At 70.3% G+C, this 20,072-nt stretch carries 17 protein-coding genes and 13 tRNA genes; 6 read left to right on the top strand and 24 right to left on the bottom strand.

Features of this window, described 5'->3' with window-relative positions; translation table 11 throughout:
• Window positions 1-120: 120 nt before the first annotated feature.
• The 14 genes from Aco03nite_RS28055 to Aco03nite_RS27990 all read right to left on the bottom strand — a co-directional run bounded on the left by Aco03nite_RS28055 (window position 121) and on the right by Aco03nite_RS27990 (window position 1,484).
• Window positions 121-207 (bottom strand) — tRNA-OTHER (locus tag Aco03nite_RS28055).
• Between the two features lie 4 nt (window positions 208-211).
• Window positions 212-290 (bottom strand) — tRNA-Met (locus Aco03nite_RS28050).
• A 2-nt stretch (window positions 291-292) separates the two neighbouring features.
• Window positions 293-365, bottom strand: a tRNA-Lys gene (locus Aco03nite_RS28045).
• Between the two features lie 23 nt (window positions 366-388).
• A tRNA-Pro gene (locus Aco03nite_RS28040) sits at window positions 389-463 on the bottom strand.
• 10 nt (window positions 464-473) lie between these two features.
• Window positions 474-546: transfer RNA gene (locus Aco03nite_RS28035), tRNA-Met, on the bottom strand.
• Between the two features lie 5 nt (window positions 547-551).
• A tRNA-Ser gene (locus tag Aco03nite_RS28030) sits at window positions 552-642 on the bottom strand.
• 12 nt (window positions 643-654) lie between these two features.
• Window positions 655-727, bottom strand: a tRNA-Ala gene (locus tag Aco03nite_RS28025).
• A 9-nt stretch (window positions 728-736) separates the two neighbouring features.
• Window positions 737-810: transfer RNA gene (locus tag Aco03nite_RS28020), tRNA-Leu, on the bottom strand.
• Between the two features lie 10 nt (window positions 811-820).
• Window positions 821-893 (bottom strand) — tRNA-Leu (locus Aco03nite_RS28015).
• Window positions 894-900: 7 nt separating this feature from the next.
• Window positions 901-973 (bottom strand) — tRNA-Gly (locus tag Aco03nite_RS28010).
• Window positions 974-983: 10 nt separating this feature from the next.
• Window positions 984-1,056 (bottom strand) — tRNA-Arg (locus tag Aco03nite_RS28005).
• Window positions 1,057-1,060: 4 nt separating this feature from the next.
• A tRNA-Ala gene (locus Aco03nite_RS28000) sits at window positions 1,061-1,133 on the bottom strand.
• 68 nt (window positions 1,134-1,201) lie between these two features.
• A tRNA-Trp gene (locus Aco03nite_RS27995) sits at window positions 1,202-1,274 on the bottom strand.
• A 57-nt stretch (window positions 1,275-1,331) separates the two neighbouring features.
• Window positions 1,332-1,484: a hypothetical protein gene (locus tag Aco03nite_RS27990; RefSeq protein ID WP_203799747.1), complete on the bottom strand. Its 153-nt coding sequence runs from the start codon at window positions 1,482-1,484 to the stop codon at window positions 1,332-1,334.
• A gap of 117 nt (window positions 1,485-1,601) precedes the next feature.
• Here Aco03nite_RS27990 and Aco03nite_RS27985 point away from each other — a divergent pair, with 117 nt between their 5' ends.
• Window positions 1,602-1,991, top strand: coding sequence for a DUF2784 domain-containing protein (locus Aco03nite_RS27985; RefSeq protein ID WP_203799744.1), 390 nt, complete (start codon window positions 1,602-1,604; stop codon window positions 1,989-1,991).
• A gap of 356 nt (window positions 1,992-2,347) precedes the next feature.
• On the opposite strand, the gene Aco03nite_RS27980 is transcribed toward Aco03nite_RS27985, so the two are convergent.
• Entirely contained in the window at window positions 2,348-2,917 is a 570-nt protein-coding gene (locus Aco03nite_RS27980) for a TetR/AcrR family transcriptional regulator (protein ID WP_203799740.1), read from the bottom strand.
• Between the two features lie 311 nt (window positions 2,918-3,228).
• On the opposite strand from Aco03nite_RS27980, the gene Aco03nite_RS27975 reads away from it, so the two are divergent.
• A complete protein-coding gene (locus tag Aco03nite_RS27975) occupies window positions 3,229-3,969 on the top strand; it encodes a class I SAM-dependent methyltransferase (protein ID WP_275415915.1) in 741 nt (246 codons plus the stop codon).
• 97 nt (window positions 3,970-4,066) lie between these two features.
• Here the strand turns inward: Aco03nite_RS27975 and Aco03nite_RS27970 are convergent, their stop codons facing one another.
• The 3 genes from Aco03nite_RS27970 to Aco03nite_RS27960 are packed head-to-tail and all read right to left on the bottom strand — an operon-like array spanning window position 4,067 to window position 7,718.
• Window positions 4,067-5,470 (bottom strand): glucose-6-phosphate dehydrogenase, encoded by a 1,404-nt coding sequence (locus Aco03nite_RS27970; protein ID WP_203799732.1) that lies wholly within the window; start codon window positions 5,468-5,470, stop codon window positions 4,067-4,069.
• Window positions 5,467-6,168: a response regulator gene (locus tag Aco03nite_RS27965; protein WP_203799729.1), complete on the bottom strand. Its 702-nt coding sequence runs from the start codon at window positions 6,166-6,168 to the stop codon at window positions 5,467-5,469. Before Aco03nite_RS27965 ends, Aco03nite_RS27970 begins: the two co-directional genes overlap by 4 nt.
• On the bottom strand, window positions 6,165-7,718 hold the full coding sequence (locus Aco03nite_RS27960) for a sensor histidine kinase (protein ID WP_203799726.1): 1,554 nt from the start codon (window positions 7,716-7,718) through the stop codon (window positions 6,165-6,167). Before Aco03nite_RS27960 ends, Aco03nite_RS27965 begins: the two co-directional genes overlap by 4 nt.
• Window positions 7,719-7,800: 82 nt before the next feature.
• Here Aco03nite_RS27960 and Aco03nite_RS27955 point away from each other — a divergent pair, with 82 nt between their 5' ends.
• From Aco03nite_RS27955 to Aco03nite_RS27945, 3 genes are all read left to right on the top strand, one after another.
• Entirely contained in the window at window positions 7,801-9,180 is a 1,380-nt protein-coding gene (locus tag Aco03nite_RS27955; RefSeq protein ID WP_203799723.1) for a cation:dicarboxylate symporter family transporter, read from the top strand.
• A gap of 87 nt (window positions 9,181-9,267) precedes the next feature.
• Window positions 9,268-10,242 (top strand): ATP-binding cassette domain-containing protein, encoded by a 975-nt coding sequence (locus Aco03nite_RS27950; protein ID WP_203799721.1) that lies wholly within the window; start codon window positions 9,268-9,270, stop codon window positions 10,240-10,242.
• Window positions 10,239-11,003: an ABC transporter permease gene (locus Aco03nite_RS27945; RefSeq protein WP_203799719.1), complete on the top strand. Its 765-nt coding sequence runs from the start codon at window positions 10,239-10,241 to the stop codon at window positions 11,001-11,003. The genes Aco03nite_RS27950 and Aco03nite_RS27945 overlap by 4 nt, the downstream gene beginning before the upstream one ends.
• Before the next feature lie 4 nt (window positions 11,004-11,007).
• On the opposite strand, the gene Aco03nite_RS27940 is transcribed toward Aco03nite_RS27945, so the two are convergent.
• The 6 genes from Aco03nite_RS27940 to Aco03nite_RS27915 form a co-directional block, all read right to left on the bottom strand.
• Complete coding sequence (locus Aco03nite_RS27940) at window positions 11,008-14,382, bottom strand: AfsR/SARP family transcriptional regulator (RefSeq protein ID WP_203799717.1); 3,375 nt, start codon at window positions 14,380-14,382, stop codon at window positions 11,008-11,010.
• Window positions 14,383-14,451: 69 nt separating this feature from the next.
• Window positions 14,452-14,733, bottom strand: coding sequence for a hypothetical protein (locus Aco03nite_RS27935; RefSeq protein ID WP_239145486.1), 282 nt, complete (start codon window positions 14,731-14,733; stop codon window positions 14,452-14,454).
• Window positions 14,733-15,425: a hypothetical protein gene (locus Aco03nite_RS27930; protein WP_203799713.1), complete on the bottom strand. Its 693-nt coding sequence runs from the start codon at window positions 15,423-15,425 to the stop codon at window positions 14,733-14,735. Before Aco03nite_RS27930 ends, Aco03nite_RS27935 begins: the two co-directional genes overlap by 1 nt.
• A 228-nt stretch (window positions 15,426-15,653) precedes the next feature.
• Window positions 15,654-15,956 (bottom strand): type VII secretion target, encoded by a 303-nt coding sequence (locus tag Aco03nite_RS27925; RefSeq protein WP_203799711.1) that lies wholly within the window; start codon window positions 15,954-15,956, stop codon window positions 15,654-15,656.
• Between the two features lie 33 nt (window positions 15,957-15,989).
• The gene (locus tag Aco03nite_RS27920; protein WP_203799708.1) at window positions 15,990-16,661 is read right to left on the bottom strand and encodes a potassium channel family protein; all 672 of its coding nucleotides are present in this window, start codon (window positions 16,659-16,661) and stop codon (window positions 15,990-15,992) included.
• Window positions 16,654-17,988, bottom strand: coding sequence for a TrkH family potassium uptake protein (locus tag Aco03nite_RS27915; RefSeq protein ID WP_203799705.1), 1,335 nt, complete (start codon window positions 17,986-17,988; stop codon window positions 16,654-16,656). The genes Aco03nite_RS27920 and Aco03nite_RS27915 overlap by 8 nt, the downstream gene beginning before the upstream one ends.
• 191 nt (window positions 17,989-18,179) lie before the next feature.
• Here Aco03nite_RS27915 and Aco03nite_RS27910 point away from each other — a divergent pair, with 191 nt between their 5' ends.
• A complete protein-coding gene (locus Aco03nite_RS27910; RefSeq protein WP_203799702.1) occupies window positions 18,180-19,793 on the top strand; it encodes a hypothetical protein in 1,614 nt (537 codons plus the stop codon).
• Window positions 19,794-20,072 lie beyond the last annotated feature (279 nt).

Genomic DNA, 20,072 nt, shown 5'->3' with positions numbered 1-20,072 from the left:
TTCCGTCGAGGCTCCCGGCCCTGCCGAGCCCTCCGTCCCTGCTAAGGCTTCCGGCCCTGGCGGGGCTTCCGGCTCCGCCGAGGCTTCCGGCTCCGCCGGCCTCTGTCGAACTCTGTCGCGCGGAGGAGGTGGGATTCGAACCCACGGGACTCGTCACCGAGCCCACGCCGATTCCAACGGCGTTCCCGAAGCCAGGCCGGCTCCTCCGAATTGGAAGCAGGGACGGGATTCGAACCCGTGATCTCCAGCTTATGAGACTGGTGAGGACGACCGGACTCCTCCACCCTGCGAGTGCGCCGCCGGGGACTCGAACCCCGAACAGCCTGATTAAGAGTCAGGAGCTCTGCCAATTGAGCTAGCGGCACTCTTTTGTTGTGCTTTTCCCGCGTCGGGTTGGCGGGATTCGAACCCGCGACATCTCGCTCCCAAAGCGAGCGCGCTGACCAAGCTGCGCCACAACCCGTGGTGACACGTATCGCCGGGTGGTCTCGAACCACCGCCCTCCCCGTTATGAGCGGGGCGCTCTGACCACTGAGCTACGGCGACAGGAGCGGAGAGTGGGAGATTCGAACTCCCGACAGAGGTGTACGCCCCTGCTACGGATTAGCAATCCGCCGCCATAGACCACTCGGCCAACCCTCCACCGTTGTTACGTGGACCCGGCCGGACTCGAACCGGCCACCTTCCGCGTGCAAAACGGACGCTCTACCAGATGAGCTACGAGCCCCTTACTGCGTACCCGGAAAGGGATTCGAACCCGTAACCTCTGCGACCTGAACGCAGCGCCTCTGCCAATTGGGCCATCCGGGTGTGAAAAACGTGCCCTCGGCGCGATTCGAACGCGCACCGTCCAGATCCTCGGTCTGGTGCCTCTGCCGTTGGGCCACGAGGGCGATGAAGAGTGGCTACCGGGCTTCGAACCCGGGACCTCCGCCATGGCAGGACGGCGCTCTACCTGTTGAGCTACAGCCACGTGAACCGCGTGTCCCCGGAGAGATTTGAACTCCCGGCCGCCGGAGTCGTATTCCGGTGCTCTGTCCGCTGAGCTACGGGGACAAGATGGACCCGGGCGGGATCGAACCGCCGGCCTCCGGTCTGCCGAACCGGCGCGCTACCCGCTGCGCTACGGGCCCATGACCCGGCCTGGTCGAGGCCGGAAGAATATGTGTCATCCGCTGTGTAATTGTCAAAGAAGAATGCGCACGGGCAGCAGGAGTCGAACCCGCATCTGCCGGATTTGGAGGCCGGTGCTCTTGCCGTTGAGCTACACCCGCATACGAAAAAGCCGCCCGATTCCGATCAGGAAGGGCGGCGCCGACGCTAGCTGGATGCTAGCCGCGCCACCGGGCCGGAAGTCGGCTCAGACCTCGGGCGGGGGAACTCGGTAGGGCCATCGCGGCCAGGGACATCGCGGTCCGTGCCGGCGCGGCCGGGGAGAGGGCGGTCAGAGCCGTCGCGGCCTGCCACATTCGCTTGGCGGACATCATCTCCCCTTCCGTTTCCTTCGTTCCCGTCCGGCTGGGCCATCGCCCGGCCGGTGAGAACAAAGATAGGCGCCGGACGGGAACCCGTCCAACGAATTAATGGGAGAAACTTGGAGCATGATTTTCCGGGTGCTGGCCGAGGCCACGATGGCGGTGCATTTCCTGTTCATCGGGTACGTCGTGCTGGGTGGTTTCGTGGCCTGGCGCTGGCCGTGGACGATCTGGTTGCACCTGGTCGCGGCGGGGTGGGGCCTGTGCATCGTGGTGTTCACGCTGAACTGCCCGCTGACCTATGTGGAGGACTGGGCGCGGGAGCGGGCCGGCCAGTCGGGGCTGAGCCGCGGTTTCATCGACACGTACCTGACCGGGGTGATGTATCCGGAGCGCTACCTGGACGAGGTGCGACTGCTGATCGCGGCGGTGGTGCTGGTCTCCTACGCAGGCCTGGTGTACCGCTGGTGGCGACGGACGCGACGGCACGACGCGGAGCAGGTCAAGCGAGGATGATCCCCGCAACCACGCGCCGCGGACGGCCGGACAGGGAGCAGATCGAACGGTGACGATCGCCGTGACCACGCGGCACGGGCAGCCGAGACGGAAGTAATCACCGCGACCGCGCGACGCGGGCGGGACGGACGGTGACGATCGCCGTAACCGCGCGCCGCGGGCGACCGGGCTGCACGGAGATAGTCACCGCGACCGCGCGACACGGGCGGGACGGGCGGTGACGATCGCCGTGACCGCGCGGCGCGGGCGACCGGGCTGCACGGAGATAGTCACCGCGACCGCGCGGCGCGGGCGGGACGGACGGTGACGATCGCCGTGACCGCGCGGCGCGGGCGGCCGGGTGGGTGGGGAACGGGTCAGGCGGGGATGATCGCCTCGACGGCACGGCGTAGTTCGGCCGGGGTGGGGGGTGAGCCGGTGCGGTCGGCGTGGAGCAGGTGGCCGGTTCCGATCAGGATGGCGCCGAGGACTGTGGTGTCGGCTCCGGCGGCGACCCGGCCGCGGGCGCGTTCGTCCTCCAGGTAGTCGGCGAGGGCCACGGCGCCCTGGGTGAGCACGGGGACTCCGGCTGGCCAGGTGTCGCGGAGCCGTGCACGGAGCCCGTCGCGGAAGGTGACGAGGGCGACGATGGCGACGGCGACGGAGCCGAAGAGCGCGGTGAGGAAGGCGGCGACGTTGCCGGTGACCGTTCCGCTTCCGGCGTTCAGGAGGTCGTCGGCGGAAAGACGGTGGACGCGGTCGAGGACGTAGTCGGCGAGGAACGCGTCGAAGTCGGTGAAGTGCCGGTGCAGGACGCCTTTGGCGCAGCCGGCGGTGTCGGTGACGGCTCGGCTGGTGAGTGCTTCCGGCCCTGATCCGAGCAGGATGCGGTCGGCCGCGTCGAAGAGTTGTTCCCGCACGTCGCGTAGGGCTACACCGGTTGGCACACTCAGGAATCTAGCCGAGTGGGCATGCGCCCACTTAAAGTGGGCGCATGCCCACTTCCCGATTTGCGAAGTCAAGGTTCGAGAAGCCCCGGCTCGATGAAACCCGGCTCAATGAAACCCAGCCCGATGAAACCCGGCCCGAGACGCGGGCCGATGAGACGCGGCCCGAGACGCGGGCCGATGAGACGCGGCCCGAGACGCGGCCCGAGACGCGGGCCGAGACGCGGGCCGAGACGCGGGCCGAGACGCGGGCCGAGACGCGGGCCGATGAGACGCGGGCCGATGAGACGCGGGCCGATGAGCACAGTGAGATCGCGCAATCCTTTGGGCTCGATCCGGAGCGTTACGACCGCGCCCGGCCCCGTTACCCCGTCGAGATGATCAACCGGATCGCGAAAGACCACCACGAGCTGCTGGACGTCGGTATTGGCACCGGGATCGCCGCGCGCCAGTTCCGGGACGCGGGCTGTGAGGTGCTCGGCGTCGAACCCGATCCGCGGATGGCCGCGGTGGCCCGGCGTTACGGTTTCCCGGTCGAGGAGTCCCGCATCGAGGACTGGGATCCGCAAGGACGCACCTTCGACGCGGTGGTCGCCGGCCAGACCTGGCACTGGGTGGATCCGGTGGCCGGAGCGGCGAAGGCCTACCAGGTCCTGCGGCCGGGCGGCCGCCTCGCCCTGTTCTGGAACGCCGTCCAGCCGTCGAAGGACCTGGCCGAAGGGTTCGGTGCGGCCTACCGGAGAGCCGCACCGAGCCTGCCGTTCGATCCGTGGGCGGTGACCGATCCCTACGCCACGATCGTGGAGAAGGCCTCCGAACACCTGCGGGATCCGGAGGTGTGGCGGTTCACGTGGGACCACGAGTACACCCGCGAGGAGTGGCTCGATCAGATTCCGACCGCGGGCGGCCACGGTCTGCTGCCGCCGGCGGAACTCGAGGCGTTGCTGACGGCGATCGGCGAGGCCGTCGGCGACCGGTTCACCATGCGGTACCAGACGGTGGTGGTGACGACCGTCAAAAAAGACGCCGTCAGAAAAGATGCCGCCAGATAAGACGCCGCCAGACAACGCGTTGTCAGACAACGCGCCGTCAGACAACGCGCCGTCACAAACGGCGCCGTCAGATGACGCGACGTCAGAAAAGGCGACGTCAGAGGAAGAGGCTGGGCCCGGTGCTTCCGGCGGGGTATTCGCGCAGCGGCACCTCGCCGGCCCGCCACGCGGACGTGACCGGTTCGACGATGCGCCAGCACTGTTCGGCGGTGTCCGCCCGTACCGAAAGAGTGGGGTCGCTGTCGAAGACCCCGCGCAGCACCTCTCCGTAGGGCGGCAGCTCACCGGCGCCGAACGACGCCTCCAGGGTGATCGGGTCCAGTTCGAACGGATCGCCGGGCCCGTTGATGTTGAAGTCGAGGGCGAGGTGGTCCGGCCCGAAGCCGATGCGCAGCCGGTCGGGCTGGTCGCAGCCGTGCAGGCCGTCGGGGACACGCGGCGGCCGTTTGAAGGTGATCACCGCTTCCTTGCGGCTGGCGCCGATCGCCTTCCCGGAGCGCAGGCGGAACGGCACTCCGGCCCAGCGCCAGGTGTCGACGGCCAGGACGATCTCGGCGAGGGTCTCGGTGCCGCGGGACGGGTCGACGCCCGGCTCGTCGGCGTAGTTCACCAGCTTTCGGTCGCCCAGCACCCCAGCGGTGTAGCGGGCGCGCAGGCTGCTGTCGGCCGGGGTTCCCCAGAGACGGGTGGCCCGCAGCACGTCGGCCTTGCGGTCACGGAACTCGGGGGCGGCCATGCTGAACGGCGCTTCCATGGTGAGCAGGGCGAGAATCTGCAGCAGGTGGCTCTGGATCATGTCGGCCAGCGCCCCGGCCTTGTCGTAGTACCCGGCCCGGCCTTCCAGGGCGAGATTCTCGTCGAAGACGATGTCGACGGACTCGACGTGGGTGGAGTCGAGGATCGGTTCGAAGATGCGGTTGGCGAACCGCAGGCCGAGGATGTTGAGCACCGTCGACTTGCCGAGGAAGTGGTCGACCCGGTGCACCTGCTCCTCCGGGACGAGCTTGGCGAGCAGAGCGTTGAGCGCGGTGGCCGACTCGCTGCCGGTGCCGAACGGTTTCTCCAGCACCAGCCGGGTGCCGGGCGGCAGGTCCACGTCGAGCAGCGCCTCACAGGCGAGCGCGGTGACGGCGGGCGGCAGGGCGAAGAAGACGGCGACGGAGCCGCGCGCCGCACTGAGAAGAGCGCGAAGATCAGAAGCCTTCGTGACGTCGGTACGGATCCAGCGGGCCCGGTCGGCGACGTCCGAGGTGGCCGGGACGCTGTCCGTGGTGGGGGTCTCCTGCCCGGTGGATTCAGCGGCGGCCGCGGCGCCGTGCGCGCCGAACGCGTCGTGGACGCGGGTGCGCCAGGCCGAGTCGTCGAGGTCGTCGGTGGACGCGCCGATCAGGGTGAGGCCGGGCACGTGCCCGGCGGTGAGCAGCGCGCCGAGTCCGGGCAGCAGCAGCCGGGCGGTGAGGTCGCCGCTGGCGCCCAGGATGATCAGGGTCTGGTCCGTCATGGACCGGGCATACCCCCGGAGGCCGGGCGGTACTCGACCTCGGGCCGTCCCGGGCCACCGTACCGGGGGCTGCGCACGACCCGCCCGGCGTCGGCGAGGTGTTCCAGGTAGCGGCGGGCGGTGACCCGGGAGGTGCCGGTGCGGGCGGCGAGTTCGGTGGCCGACAGCCCGCCCGGGGCCGCGGCGCGCAGGGCGGTCAGGAACAGGTCGAAGGTCGTCGGGTCGAGTCCTTTGGGGAGGGTGTCGGCGGGGGCGCCGCGCAGGGTGGCGAAGACCCGGTCGACCTCGTGCTGGGCGGCGACCTCGGCGGATGCGGCGAGCTGCCGGCGGTACTGGGCGTACCTGTCGAGTTTGTCGCGGAACGCCGCGAAGGTGAACGGTTTCAGCAGGTAGTGGGTGACACCGAGGGCGACCGCCTGGCGGATCATGGCGATGTCCCGGTTGGAGGTGACGGCGAGGACGTCGGTGCCGCTGCCGGCCGCGCGCAGGGCCCGGGCGATCTCCAGGCCGTGTTTGTCGGGCAGGTTGAGATCGAGCAGGACCAGGTCAACCGGGTGGGCGCGGAGCATGGTCATCGCCTCGCGCGCGGTGTGCGCGACACCGGTGACGGCAAAACCCTCGACCTTCTGCGTGTACGCCCGGTGAGCCTCGGCGATCAGGGGTTCGTCGTCGACGACGAGCACGTGGATGGGTGTCATGAGGGCACCGGCAATCGTACGGTGATGACCGCGCCGCCCTGGTCCCCGGTCCGGATCTGGTAGCTGCCGCCGTAGCGTTCGGCGACCTGCCGGACCAGGGACAGTCCGATGCCGTGGCCGTCGCCCTTGGTGGTCCAGCCGCGCCGGAACGCGTACGCCGCCTGCTCCTCGGTGAGGCCCGGCCCGTTGTCGCCGACCCGGACCAGCACTTCGCCGTCCTGTTCGCGGACGAGCACGTCGACCTTGCGGGGCAGCGGTGTCTCGGCGACGGCTTCCAGGGCGTTGTCGATCAGGTTGCCGACGACGGTGATCAGGTCGCGGCCACGCAGCAGGGAGGTGGTGAGGCGGGAGCCGGTGTCGACGGTGAGTTCGACGCCGCGTTCGCCGGCCTGGGCGGATTTGCCGAGCAGCAGGGCGGCCAGGGCGGGCTCGTCGACGGCGCCGACGACCTGGTCGGTGAGTTGCTGGGCGAGGGCGAGTTCGGCGGTGGCGAGCTGGATGGCTTCGTCGGTGCGGCCGAGTTCGACCATGGTGAGGACGGTGTGCAGGCGGTTGGCGGCTTCGTGGGCCTGGGCGCGCAGGGCTTCGGTGAGGCCGCGGACCGAGTCGAGTTCGCCGGTGAGGGCGCGCAGTTCGGTGTGGTCGCGCAGGGTGAGGACGGTGCCGAGGACACGGCCGTCGAAGCGGGTCTCGCGGCGGCTGGCGACCAGGACGCGGTCGCCGATGAGGACGGGTTCGTCGACGGTGGGCCGTTGTTCGGCAATCAGGCCGGCGACCTCGGTGGGCAGGTCGGCGGGGCCGTCGTCGGTGACGCCGAGCAGGCGGCGGCCCTCGTCGTTGATCAGGGTGACCCGGCCGTCGCGGTCGACGACGACGAGGCCTTCGCGGACGGCGTGCAGGACGGCGTCGTAGTACTCGAACATGCGGGTCATCTCGGCCGGGCCGAGGCCGTGGGTCTGGCGGCGCAGGCGGCGGCTGAGCAGCCAGGATCCACCGGCGGCCAGGAGCAGGGCGACCCCGGTGGCGGCGGCGAAGGCGGGCAGCTGGGCGATCAGGTCACGGTTGATGGCCTCGGTGCGGATGCCGACCGAGACGAGACCGATGACGGTGCGCCCGTCGGTGTCGCGGACCGGGACGACGGTGCGGACCGACGGGCCGAGACTGCCGCGGTACTCCTCGATGACGGTGCCGCCGCGCAGCGCCTTCTCCACGGTTCCGGCGAACGGCTGCCCGATCAGTTCGGTGGTGGGGTGGGTGTAGCGGGTGCGGTCCGGGGCCATCACCACGATGAAGTCGGTGTCGGTGGCGTCGCGGGTGGCTTCGGCGTACGGCTGCAGCAAGGTTGTCGGGTTTGACGTTCGCAGTGCCTCGACCACCGACGGGGAGTGGGCTATCGACTCGGCCACCGCGACCACCTCGGCGACGGCGGCGGTGTGCGCGTCGCGGCGGGCGAGCAGCACCGCCCCGACCGTGCCGATCGCCACCAGCAGCGTCACCACCAGCACCTGGAGGGCGAAGAGCTGCCGGGCGATGCTCCATCGACGTGCCAAAACCGTGCCCCGATCGTTTCGTTCGAGTGAACAGAATGAACGTAACGGTGAAAGTCTCTGAGACCCAGGCCACATTCTCGGCATGACTTCCACCACCGCCCCGGTCAAACGGGACCGCACCCACTTCCTGTACCTGGCGGTCATCGTGGCCGTCCTGCTCGGCATCGCCGTCGGCCTGATCGTGCCGGACTTCGCGGTCGAGCTCAAACCGATAGGCACCGGCTTCGTCGATCTCATCAAGATGATGATCGCGCCGGTCATCTTCTGCACCATCGTGCTGGGCGTCGGCTCGATCCGGCAGGCCGCTCAGGTCGGCAAGGTCGGCGGTCTGGCCCTGGCCTACTTCCTCAGCATGTCGACGGTGGCCCTGGCGATCGGCCTGATCGTCGGCAACATCATCCAGCCGGGTTCCGGCATGCACCTGGACGAGAAGGTGGCCGCGGCCGGGCAGAAGGCGGTCGGCGAGGACACCGCCACCAGCACCGCCGACTTCCTGCTCGGGATCATCCCGGACAGCCTGCTCTCCCCGTTCGCCTCCGGCAACGTGCTGCAGACGCTTCTGGTGGCGCTGCTGACCGGTTTCGCGCTGCAGACCCTGGGTTCCATCTCCGAGCCGGTCCTGCGGGCCATCGGGATGTTCCAGCGGGTGGTCTTCCGGATCCTGGCGATGCTGATGTGGCTGGCCCCGATCGGCGCGTTCGGCGCGATCGCGGCGGTCGTCGGCGCCACCGGCGTGGACGCGCTGATCAGCCTGGCGCAGATCATGCTCGGCTTCTACATCACCTGTGCGCTGTTCGTCTTCATCGTGCTCGGCTCGATCCTCTGGTTCGTCGCCCGGATCAACATCCTCAGCCTCTTCAAGTACCTGGGCCGGGAGTTCCTGCTGATCGTGTCGACGTCGTCGTCGGAGTCGGCGCTGCCCCGCCTGATCGCGAAGATGGAGCACGTCGGTGTCTCCAAGCCGGTCGTCGGCATCACCGTGCCGACCGGGTACTCGTTCAACCTGGACGGCACCGCGATCTACCTGACCATGGCGTCGCTGTTCGTGGCGTCGGCGATGGGTGACCCGCTGTCGATCTCCGAGCAGGTGTCGCTGCTGCTCTTCATGATCATCGCTTCGAAGGGTGCCGCCGGTGTCACCGGCGCCGGCCTGGCCACCCTGGCCGGCGGCCTGCAGAGCCACCGCCCCGACCTGGTCGACGGCGTCGGCCTGATCGTCGGCATCGACCGGTTCATGTCCGAGGCCCGCGCGCTGACCAACTTCGCCGGCAACGCGGTCGCCACGGTCCTGATCGGCACCTGGACCAAGGAGTTCGACCGGGAACGGGCCGCGCTGGTGCTGGCCGGCAACGACCCGTTCGACGAGGCCACCATGGTCGACGACCACCACGCGGCGTCGCCCGCCGAGCCGCCCGCCCCGCCGGCCGAGCCGGAGCGCAAGTCCGAGCCCGCCGCTTCGTAGGACGACCTGTTCGCCGCACACGCCGCTGTCATCGTGATGACAGCGGCGTGTGCGTTGTATGGCAGCGCGGGGCGGCACGCTGCGGGCATGACAGACGATCTGGTGGTGCGCGCCGAGGGGCTGCGCAAACGGTTCGGTGGTACCCAGGCGCTGGACGGGGTGGACCTGTCGATGCGCCGCGGGACGGTGCTCGGGGTACTCGGTCCCAACGGCGCGGGCAAGACCACCGCGGTACGGGTCCTCGCCACCCTGCTGAAACCCGACGAGGGCAGCGCCGTGGTGGCCGGCGTCGACGTGCTGAAGGAGCCGGCGAAGGTACGCCGCAAGATCGGCCTGACCGGGCAGTACGCGTCGGTGGACGAGGACCTGACCGGCGTACAAAATCTGGTGTTGATCGGTCGTCTCCTGGATCTGACCAGGGCCGGCGCGCGAGCCCGGGCCAGAGAACTGCTGGCGTGGTTCGACCTGGAGGAGGCCGGGCAGCGTCCGGCTAAGACGTATTCCGGTGGCATGCGCCGCCGTCTCGACCTGGCCGCGAGTCTCGTCGGGCACCCCGAGGTGATCTTCCTGGACGAGCCGACGACAGGTCTCGACCCGGCCAAGCGCGAGGACATGTGGGGTGTGGTCCGCACCCAGGTCACCAGTGGCGCGAGCGTGCTGCTGACCACCCAGTACCTGGAGGAGGCGGACGCGCTCGCCGACGAGATCGTGGTCGTCGACCACGGGAGGGTGATCGCGCACGACACCCCGGACGGGCTCAAGCGCAAGGTGGGCGGGCAGACGCTCCGGGTCCGCCCGGCCGACCCGGACCGGGTGCCGGACGTGCTGCGACTGCTGGACCTGGTGGCCGCCGCGGGCACCACCGCGAGCCGGGACGAGAACGCCGGATCCCGCGCGGGCGCCGCCTCGGTGCCGGTCACCGGCGACGAGGCCCTGGACAAGCTGATCCCGGCGCTGCGCGCGGACCGGATCGAGGTCACCGAACTGGCCCTGCACCTGCCCAGCCTGGACGAGGTGTTCCACGTGCTGACCGGCCGTACGAAGAAGGAAGAACTGGTATGAGCACCTTGGCCATCGCCAGGCACAGCACGTCCCTGGCCCAGCGCAGCCTGATCAAGACGATCCGCACCCCCGAGGCGCTGATCGACGTCACCCTCCAGCCGGTGATCTTCCTGCTGATGTTCACCTACCTGCTCGGCGGCGCCATCGCCGGGGATCGCGACGCGTACCTGCAGTTCCTGTTACCCGGCATGCTCGCGCAATCGCTCGCGATGGGCGGGGTGGCACTCGGGCAGAACCTCAACGCGGACATCGAGAAAGGCGTCTTCGACCGGTTCCGGTCACTGCCGATCTCCCGGGCCGCGCCACTGATCGGCGCGGTCCTGGCCGATGTGGTCCGGTACCTGACGGTGTGTGTGGTGATGCTCGGCTTCGGCACCATCATGGGTTTCCGGATCCAGACCGGCTTCCTGCCGGCCGTCGCGGCGGTGGCCCTGTCGATCGGGTTCGGGCTCTGCTTCTGCTGGATCTCGGTGTGGGTCGGGATGCTCGCCCGGACCTCCGGCGCCGTCCAGGGCATCATGTTCCTGCTGGTGCTGCCGCTGACGTTCGGCTCCAACGTGTTCGTCGCCACCGACACCCTGCCCGGCTGGCTGCAGGGGTTCGTGTCGGTCAACCCGATCACCCCACTGGTCGAGGTGATCCGCGGGCTGCTGGTCGAGGGCCCGGTCGCCGGACCGCTGATGCAAACCCTGCTCTGGATGGCCGGCCTGCTCGTGGTGTTCGTGCCGCTGGCCCTGCGGGCCTACGCCCGGCGGGCCTGATCTTTCACGATCCGGGCAGTGCGAGCCGCGCGGGGTCGATCAGACTCCGCGCGGCTGCGGTGTCCAAGGACCATCCCGCGGCGTACGCCTCCCCGAAGCCCTCCTCGCCCAGCGCCGACCGGACCTGTCCCGCGACCCGGGCCACCTGCAGGTCGGTGTGGTCGTGCGCGCCCCGCAGCCGGGCCGCCGCACCGATCAGCAGCGCCGCGTCCCGGAACCGGCCGCGCAGCACCGCCAGCCCGCCCGCCGACACCGCGACCATCGCCAGGATCGGCATGTCCCGGGTCTCCAGCGCCGCCGGGTACGCCACCAGCAGCGCCTTCTCCGCCGTCGCCGGATCGCCGCGGTGCACGGCCAGCGACGCCCGGACCGCGCCGACCAGCGCCGTGCCGTGGTCGCCGGCCATCAGCGTGACCCGCTCGAAGTCCAGCCCGAACCCGGCAGCCGACCGGTCCACCAGCTCCTGGGCCCGGTCGTAGTCGCCGAGCCAGGTCAGCACCCCCGCCTCCAAGGCGTCCACCAGCAGCACCATGTCGGCGGACCCGGACCGTTCGGCACGCGACCGGGCCGACCGCAGCGCCTCCCGGGCCCCGTCCGGCTCGCCCCGGCGCATGTGCAGGTCCGCCCAGCGGATGTCGATGAAGATCTCGTCGGCGATGTCCAGCGAACCGAACTGGCGGGCCAGCGCCCGCGCCGTCCGCAGGTCGGTCAGGGCGCCGTCCAGGTCACCGTCGAACTGCCGGGTCAGCGCCCGCAACGGCAGCACCGTCGCCTGGCCCCAGCGGTCGCCGAGGGCCTGGAACCCGTCCAGGGCCGCCGTCACGTGCCGGGCCAGCAGATCCATGTCACCGTCGTTCTCGGCGATCTGTGCCTTGAACAGGTTCGCCAGCGACGCCAGCCACCGGTCCGGGCCGGCGATCATCCGGTCCACCCGGCGGCCCGCCTCCGCGTCCTTGCCGGCGAAGTAGAGGGTGGCCGCCGCGACCGCCCCGGCCGGGCCGGGCAGCTCCTCGTGCCGGGACAGCCGGGCGCTCAGGCCGGCGAGACGTTCGATGCGCTGGTGGGCGGTCTCGTTCATCAGGGCCGGTTCGGTGCTCGACCGGTTCAGCATCATCACCGCCTCGGCACAGTCGACGGACACCGGATCGACCTCCCCCGGCGTCGCCAGGGCGGCGCTCAGCCAGTACCGGGCGTCGTCGTGCCGGCCGAACATCTGCCAGTACCAGGTCAGGTCCAGGGCCAGGGTCACCGCGGCCCGCGCGTTCCCGGTGTCGCACCAGTGCCGCAGGGCGGACAGGGCGTTGTCGTACTCGGCGCGCAGCGCCCGGAGCGCGGCCACCTGGTCGGCGGTACGCAGCCGGGCGTCCCAGCCGGCCACCAGCACCCCCAGGTGGCGGGCCGCGGCGTCCCGGACCTCGGTCAGGATGCCCTGTTCGGTGAGGCGCTCGATGCCGTACTCGCGCAACGTCTCCAGCATCCGGTAGCGGCCCTCCCCCGGGCCCAGCTGCAGGATCGACCGGTCCACCAGCGCGGCGAGCAACTCCCCCGCGTCACCGTCCCGGTCACCGGTCGCGGTGGCCAGGCCCACGGTCACGCCGCCCGGCAGGACCGCCAGGCGCTCGGCCAGCCGCCGCTCCCGGTCGGTGAGCAGATCCCAGCTCCAGGCGATCACCGCGCGCAGGGTCCGGTGCCGGGGCTGGGCGGTCCGGCTGCCGGTGTTCAGCAGCCGGAACCGGTCGGACAGGCCGGCCCGCAGCTCCGGCAGGCCGAGCGTGCGCAGCCGGGCGGCGGCCAGCTCCAGGGCCAGCGGCAGCCCGTCCAGGCCGCGGACCACCCGGATCACGTCCCGGACCGTGCCGTCGTCGACGGTGAAACCGGGCCGGACCGCGGCGGCCCGCTCGGTGAACAGCCGCACCGCCGTCGCCCGCATCGCCACGGCCGGTTCGTCGTCGGCCCCCGGCAGGTCCAGCGGGCCCAGCGGCACCAGCGCCTCACCGTCCACCGCGAGCGGCTCCCGGCTGGTGGCCAGCACCCGCAGCAGCGGGCACCGGGTCAGCAGCGCGGTCACCAGATGCGCGACGGCGTCGATGAGATGTTCACAGTTGTCGACCACGAGCAGCACCCGGCGGCCGGACAGCCGCTCGGCGAGCAGATCGACGTCCTCGCGGCCGTCCGGGCGTACCCGCGCACCGGTCTCGAACAGCGCCGCCCCGCGCAGACCCGCAGCCGCCACGACCGCCGCGCCCACCTTGGCATTCTCGGTCACCGACGCCAGATCGACGAGCCAGGTGCCGTCCGGGTTGCCGGCGGTGTGCCGGCGGGCGGCTTCGGTGGCGAGGCGGGTCTTACCGGCCCCACCCGGCCCGGTCACGGTGACCAGACGCCCATCGGCGAGCAGGAGGTCCACCCGGGCGAGATCGTCCTCCCGCCCGACAAAACTGGTCAACGGCGCCGGCAGATTCGTCGGAGTCACCACCGCCGATCCCGCCGAGGTCCGCGGTTCCAGCCCACCACCCCTTCCCGCCGGTACGGCCACCAGCCCCGTCCCCACCCCGGCCACACTTGTTTCCGCCGCGTCCTGCTCATTGCTGTTCGCTGAGCCGCTCAGTTGCCGGGCACTCGTTTCCGGGGTGGGGGTGTCGGTGTCGCCGCGGAGCAGGCGCAGGTGGCGGTCCCGCAGGGCCGCGCCCGGGTCGGCGCCCAGCTGGTCGGCGAGGCCTTCCCGGATCCGTTCGTAGACGGCGAGCGCGTCCCCCTGCCGCCCCTGCGCGGCCAGCGCGTCGATCAGCAGACTCGCGAACCGTTCGTCGATCGGATGCTCGGCCACCAGCCCGGTCAGCCGTGCCGCGGCCCGATCGGCCCGCCCCAGCCCGATCTCGGCCTCGGCAAGATCAGCCCCGAGGTCGACGACGTCCCGGGCCAGGCGCACCGCATGGGCGGGCGCGACCTCGGCGAGTTCCGGAGCGACCGCCCCGTGCACGAGCCCCGCGGCCTCCCCCAGCATCGCGGCGGCCCCGGCGAGATCTCCACCCCGGAGCCGTTCCCGCCCACCGGCCGCCAGCCGCCCGAACCGGAGAACGTCGACATCCACCGCGACCAGCCGGTACCCACCCTCGGACTGGGCGACGGCAGCCGCCCCGACGATCCGCCGGAGCCGGGACACGAGCGATTGCAGGGCATTGACCGGATCAGCAGGCCGCTCTTCCGGCCACAGAGCCGCCACCAGCACCGCGGGCGCCACCGCCCGCCCACCGGCGACAGCGAGCCGGACGACAAGCCCCCGAAGCCGGTTCCCCGGCACCGAAACCCCGTCCCCACCCCGCTCGACCCGAACCCCACCGAAGAGCCCGACGACCACCCCGTCCCCACCAACACTCACCCGTCGATCCTCCCTCACTCCCGCCACCGGAGCGGGCCCGCCCACCACGGCGAGAAGTCGGACGAGAAGTCAGGAGACGAGCCGGAAGTCCGGAATCCGGGGAGTGCGCTCCGCAGCGGGCAGGCTGCCGTCCCGGACGACCGCCCAGCCCGGAATCACGGCCCGGGAGATCCCGATCCCGGTGAGGCAGTGCTCACACCAGAACGTCCCGTACCCGACATCCGCACCGGGCTTCGCCGTATAGACCAGCCGGAGCCGCAGATGCCCGCACTCCGGGCAGGCGATGTCGAACGGTTCCCCCGCGCTGCGGTAGGCGACCTCGTAGACGTCCAGCCACTGCTCGAATGTCATCATCGCCTTCTCGGCTCGGGACGGACCGGCTGATCTTCCCACCACTGATCCTCGTGCGCGTACGCCCGGTCCTCGAAGGCCTCGAACTCGTCCGGATCCCGCGGATACGGTTTTCCGGCGGCGAGCTCGTCGTGATGGAACTTCTCGTGTGCCAGCGTCCGCGCCAGGTCCTCCTCACTGCGGAATCCCGGCACGAACAGGGTGATCGACCCGTCCGGTTTCGTCATCCCGCAATAGCCCCGGAAACGGCGGTCGGCCAGGGTGATCCGGAGCCCGTCGATGTCGATGCCGTACTTGTCGGCGATCGCCCGTACCGAATCCAGCTTGTAGAGCTGGACCGCCCCGGCGCCTTTCTTCTTCACCCGGTGCAGGGCGTGGAACTCCTCCTCGGCGCGACCGAGCCGATCGAGCAGCCGGCGCAGCGCGTCGATGTGGTCCTCGATCCGCCGGACCAGCGGCACCAGGTTGTCGAGGCTGCGCAGCAGGGCGGTCAGCCACCGCCCGATCCGGGCCGACCACGACGAGACCACCGAGACGACCTTCGGCAGGATGAGCGGGGTGGCCGCCCCGAAGGTGGCGACCTCCTCGGCGGCGTAGACGGCCAGCCGGGACACCACGGTGGCGATCGCGTCGCGCACCAGTTCCCGAACCGCCGCGACGAGGAACCCGGCGCCCTCGGTGATCGCCGCCATCGTCGCGGTCGCCTCGGCGAGCGCCGTGATCGCACCCTGCTGCTGCCGGGACCCCCGAGCGGATCACCGGCGAAGGCGAAGCCGTCCAGGCTCGTGGCGACCACGCCGAGGGTGCCGTCGATCCAGTCGCCGTTCTCGATCCCCTGCCGGATCAGCTGGATGTCCTCGGCGATCCAGATCCCGGCCCACGGGTCCTTGTCCACCTCGGCAGGTGGCGCGACGTAGGGATTACCCACCACGAATCGCGGCAGCGGTAGCCTCGTCAGCCGCCTCATAGCTGTCGGCGACGCCGCGGACCGTGCCCGCGGTGTCCCGCACCGACTGCCCGGCCGCCCCGATCGCCGCGGTCAGCGGTGCCTGGAGCCGGCCGAGAAGGTCGGGAACAACGACACAGAGACGGCCGTAGGAGTCCGGGGCGGGAACGACAGCGCCGCCCGCCTGCTTGATCTCGTCGAGTTCCCCGGCGATGACGTCCAGGTGGGCGGCGTGTCTGCGCAACTCGTCGGGTGTGACGCCGTAGCCGTCGGCCATGAAACCTCCCAGGGATCCATGGCGGACTATATTTCAGTTCTCGGCGGCGTAGGCCTCTACCTTTTCGGTGTCGCCGGCGACTATCAGGACGGCGTTCTCGGGGACTGTGGTTTCTGGTCTGGCGTACACGAAATCCTCGCCCGGGCGTTTGGTGCCGACCACCGTGACGCCCCAGCGGGTGCGTAGGCCCAGCTCGGCCAGGGTGCGGCCAGCGGCGCCCTTCGGGGCTCGGACCTTGGCGATGGCGAAGCCGTCGTCGAATTCGATGTAGTCCAGCATCCGGCCGGTGATCATGTGGGCCACCCGTTCGCCCATCTCCGACTCCGGGAAGATCACGTGGTCGGCGCCGACCGCGGACAGGATCTTGCCGTGTTTGGTGCTGGTGGCCTTGGCCCAGATCTCCGGCAGGCCCATCTCGGTGAGGGTCAGCACGGTCAGGACGCTGGTCTCCAGGTTGGTGCCGATGCCGACGACGGCCCGGCCGAACTCGTGCACGCCGAGCTGGCGCAGCGCCTCCTCGTCGGTCGAGTCGGCTTCGGCGACCTGGGTGAGCCGGTCCGACCAGTCCTGCACGATGCGCGGGTCGGAGTCGATGCCGAGGACTTCGTAGCCGAGTTCGAGCAGTGCCTCGGCGACGGCGCCGCCGAACCGGCCGAGGCCGATCACCGCGACGTGGCCGCCCTGGGCGAGTTTGTCGTCAGCCAACGAGGGGTCTCTCCTCCGGGTAGCGGTAGTGCCGGCGGCGGGTGTTGAGGGCGATCGCGGTGCCGACCGCGATCGTGCCGACCCGGCCGACGTACATCAGGATGACGAGGACCACCTGGGCGGACGGCGGCAGGGTCGGGGTGACGCCGGTGCTGAGCCCGACGGTGGCGAACGCCGAGGTCACCTCGAACAGGGCCCGGTCGAACGGGATGTCCTCGGTGAGGGCGTCCAGGGCGACGGTGCCGCACGCGACGAGCGCCACCCCCATCAGGGCGACGGTGACGGCCTGCCGCTGGGTCTCCTCGGCGATCCGGCGTTTGCGGATGACCACGTCGGGTTCGCCGCGGATCTCCGCCCAGATCACGAAGGCGAGCAGCATGAACGTGGTCAGTTTGATGCCGCCGGCGGTGCTGGCGCTGCCGCCGCCGATGAACATCAGCCCGTTGGTGACGGCGATCGTCTCGCTGTTCATCCGCCCGAGATCGACGCTGTTGAATCCGCCGGAGCGGGTCATCACGTCCTGGGTGAACGCCGCGAGAACTTTCCCGCCCGTACCCAGGGGGCCGAGGGTTCCGGGGTTTCGCCATTCGAAGGTCAGGAAGATCAGAAAACCGAACAGCGAGAACAACAGGCTGCCGGAAACGGTCAGGAAGGTGTGGGTGGACCATCTGCCCGGCGTACGCCATTCGCGCGCGAGTTCGAACAGAACGGGAAAGCCGATCGAGCCGGCCATCACCCCGAGGGCCAGTGGCAGGCAGATCCACGGATCGGTGACGAACCGGACGAGGCTGTCCGGGTAGAGGGCGAATCCGGCGTTGTTGAACGCCTGGACCGCGTGGAACACCGCTTCCCATGTGGCGCGGCCGAGCGAATAGTCGTACCGCAGCCAGAATCTGAAGGTGAGGACCACGGCGATGGCGCTCTCACACGCCAGCATGACCATCGCCACCCGGAAGAGAATGCCGCGTAGATTGCCGCCGAAGAGCCCGGCGCTCTCGGTCTGGGCGAGCAGGCGGCTGCGCAGGCCCAGTTTCCGGGACACCAGCAGACTGATCAGAGTGGCCATCGTCACGATGCCGAAGCCACCGATCTGCGACAGAACGGTCAGCAGGACGTGGCCGAACGTGGACCAGTAGGTGGGTGTGTCGACGACGGCCAGGCCGGTGACGCAGACCGCGGACGCGGCGGTGAACAGCGCGGTCACGAACGGGGCGTGACCTGGTTCGGCGCGGGCGGCGGGCAGCATCATCAGCCCGGTCCCGATCACGATCAGGGCCAGGAACGCCAGCGGCACGACGCGGGCCGGATGCCGCCAGGGTGATCGCACCGATGAGTCATATCACCCGATCCTGGCAGCCCGCTCGTCAAGGGACGTTTCACACCTTCGAGGGCATCGATGTGTTGCCCATCGACGATACGATCCCGTCACGGGGCTGAGGAGTGGAACCCCTCACACATAGCGGTCGGTGACTGGCGTTCACCAGCGCCCGCTATCCTCCTCGGCCGGGGAGGACAAACATGAATCTGGTTCGGGGGATCGCGGCGAGTGCCGTACTCACCGTTTTCGCCGTCACGCTCGGGGCCTGTGGACCCATCGGTGTGCTGCAGTCACGTGCTGTCGAGGCCGGAGCGGGCTCGGTGTCCGCACTGGACGGACTCGTCCGTTTCAGCGCTCCGGAAGGTGCGACCGAGGGCACACCGCGGGTCTCGTTCCGCCGTGAGCCGTTGCCGTCGAACCGGCCTTTCCCGCCCGCCATGGCCACTGTGGGTGACATGGTGAGCATCGATGTGGAAGGTGGCAACATCTCCCGGGGCCGGATCACCCTCGACTACGGCACCCTTCCCGCCGCGGTCGACCCGGAGATGCTCAACCTGTTCGGCTGGTCCAGCGATCTGGGCGGCTGGATTCCGCTGACCGGAACGCTGACCGACGCCGTCGATCGGTCGGTCTCCGGCGACACCGTGCTGTTCGACAGCTTCGTGGTCGGCACCTGGCGGGTCTCGTCGGACGACACCGGCGACTCGATCACCACCGGCGCCGGCACGGTCCTCCCGGTGGCCGAGGGGACAAGCCCGACTTTCTGGGCGTACGCCCGGTCAGCCGCCGTTTCCGCCCTCAACGAGTCGGTCAACCACCTGACCGGGACCACGCTCGTCACCACGCCGGTCCCGGGCGCGGCCGGCTCCACCACGCCGTCCGCCTCGGCGACCGGCCGCACCTCCGCCGTCGCGTCCACCGCGCCGACCACCCCGGCGCCCACCCCCTCGGTCTCCACCAGCGTCGTCGCCACCAAGCCCGAGGCGCTGGTGTGCACCCCGCAGGTGACCGGCGTGACGGTCGGGGTGACCTCGGTCCCGGCCGGCCGGTTCGACGCCTGCCTGGTGACCGCCGGAACCGGCACCCAGCAGCTGCGGGTCCGCAACCGGTACCCCTTCCCGATGGTGCTGGACCTGCCCACCGACGGCCGTGTCCAGCCGGTGCCGGACTCCGAGACCGGCGTCGACGGCATCCGCGACACCGTGCTCACCTACCTGAAGAACCAGATCGCCGTCGGCGGTGGCGAGACCGTCACCCTGAACGTCCGGCCCGGCTCCACCACCGGGCTGCGCCTCACCGGCCGCCTCGACTGGTCGGTGATCGCCCTGGACGCCGGGCTGCGCCAGCTCGACCTGCTGCTGCCCAACAGCCGGGCGATGCGGCCGATCACCGCCGAGGCGCTGCTGCAGGCGCACGCCGAGTTCGGTCCGGCCGCGGTCACCGCGCTCGCCGCCGGCGACACCGGCAACCAGGCGGTCCGGTCGCTGCTGCAGAAGGCCGGGCTGACCGGGGCGGACCGCAGCGTCGCGGATCTGTTCCAGTTCAGCGCGTGCGTGCTGGAACGTACCGATTACGTGGCCGGTTCCGACGCGGACGTGCTGGCCGCTCTGAAGCACACCGGGCCGACGATCGTCGTCTATACGAGCGATTGCTTGCGTACGATCTACGACAAGTACCTGCCGCCCGGTGCGCGGTCGGTGAACCAGATCGTGGACACGCTGAAGGCCACCACCCGGCAGGTTCGGGCCGCGGTTCCCGGCAAGGATCGCAAGCAGGGCTTCGGGCAGGTCGTGATCACGGTCGGCGCTCGCTGACGGCTCCTCTTACCGCTCGGCGCTCCTTAACGCCCGGGTCCTCGGACCGTCCGGTTCTCCTTAACGCCCGGTTCCTCCTACCGCCCCGGTTCCTCCTACCGCCCGGTTCTTCTTACCGCCCCGGTTCGCCCTGGTCAGGGTGAGCCGGGGCGTTTTGTTTCCGTTGCCGCCGCCCGTGCCGCCGCCCGCGCCCTCACCCGCTGCTGCCGTCCGTTGCAGAAAACCTGCAAACGGATATCTCTTCACATCTATGACGGGCTGTGTTTTTCTGGGGCCGGG

Source organism: Actinoplanes couchii (genome assembly GCF_016862075.1).
Classification (GTDB): domain Bacteria; phylum Actinomycetota; class Actinomycetes; order Mycobacteriales; family Micromonosporaceae; genus Actinoplanes; species Actinoplanes couchii.
Note: the sequence above shows the minus strand (reverse complement) of the source record. Positions and strands in the feature narration are given on the sequence as shown.

Excerpts from the sequence above, each read along its gene's own strand:
- Aco03nite_RS27990 (WP_203799747.1), bottom strand. The coding sequence starts at position 1,484 with ATGTCCGCCAAGCGAATGTGGCAGGCCGCGACGGCTCTGACCGCCCTC.
- Aco03nite_RS27985 (WP_203799744.1), top strand. The coding sequence starts at position 1,602 with ATGATTTTCCGGGTGCTGGCCGAGGCCACGATGGCGGTGCATTTCCTG.
- Aco03nite_RS27970 (WP_203799732.1), bottom strand. The coding sequence starts at position 5,470 with ATGACGGACCAGACCCTGATCATCCTGGGCGCCAGCGGCGACCTCACC.
- Aco03nite_RS27965 (WP_203799729.1), bottom strand. The coding sequence starts at position 6,168 with ATGACACCCATCCACGTGCTCGTCGTCGACGACGAACCCCTGATCGCC.
- Aco03nite_RS27955 (WP_203799723.1), top strand. The coding sequence starts at position 7,801 with ATGACTTCCACCACCGCCCCGGTCAAACGGGACCGCACCCACTTCCTG.
- Aco03nite_RS27950 (WP_203799721.1), top strand. The coding sequence starts at position 9,268 with ATGACAGACGATCTGGTGGTGCGCGCCGAGGGGCTGCGCAAACGGTTC.
- Aco03nite_RS27945 (WP_203799719.1), top strand. The coding sequence starts at position 10,239 with ATGAGCACCTTGGCCATCGCCAGGCACAGCACGTCCCTGGCCCAGCGC.
- Aco03nite_RS27935 (WP_239145486.1), bottom strand. The coding sequence starts at position 14,733 with ATGACATTCGAGCAGTGGCTGGACGTCTACGAGGTCGCCTACCGCAGC.
- Aco03nite_RS27930 (WP_203799713.1), bottom strand. The coding sequence starts at position 15,425 with ATGGCGGCGATCACCGAGGGCGCCGGGTTCCTCGTCGCGGCGGTTCGG.
- Aco03nite_RS27925 (WP_203799711.1), bottom strand. The coding sequence starts at position 15,956 with ATGGCCGACGGCTACGGCGTCACACCCGACGAGTTGCGCAGACACGCC.
- Aco03nite_RS27910 (WP_203799702.1), top strand. The coding sequence starts at position 18,180 with ATGAATCTGGTTCGGGGGATCGCGGCGAGTGCCGTACTCACCGTTTTC.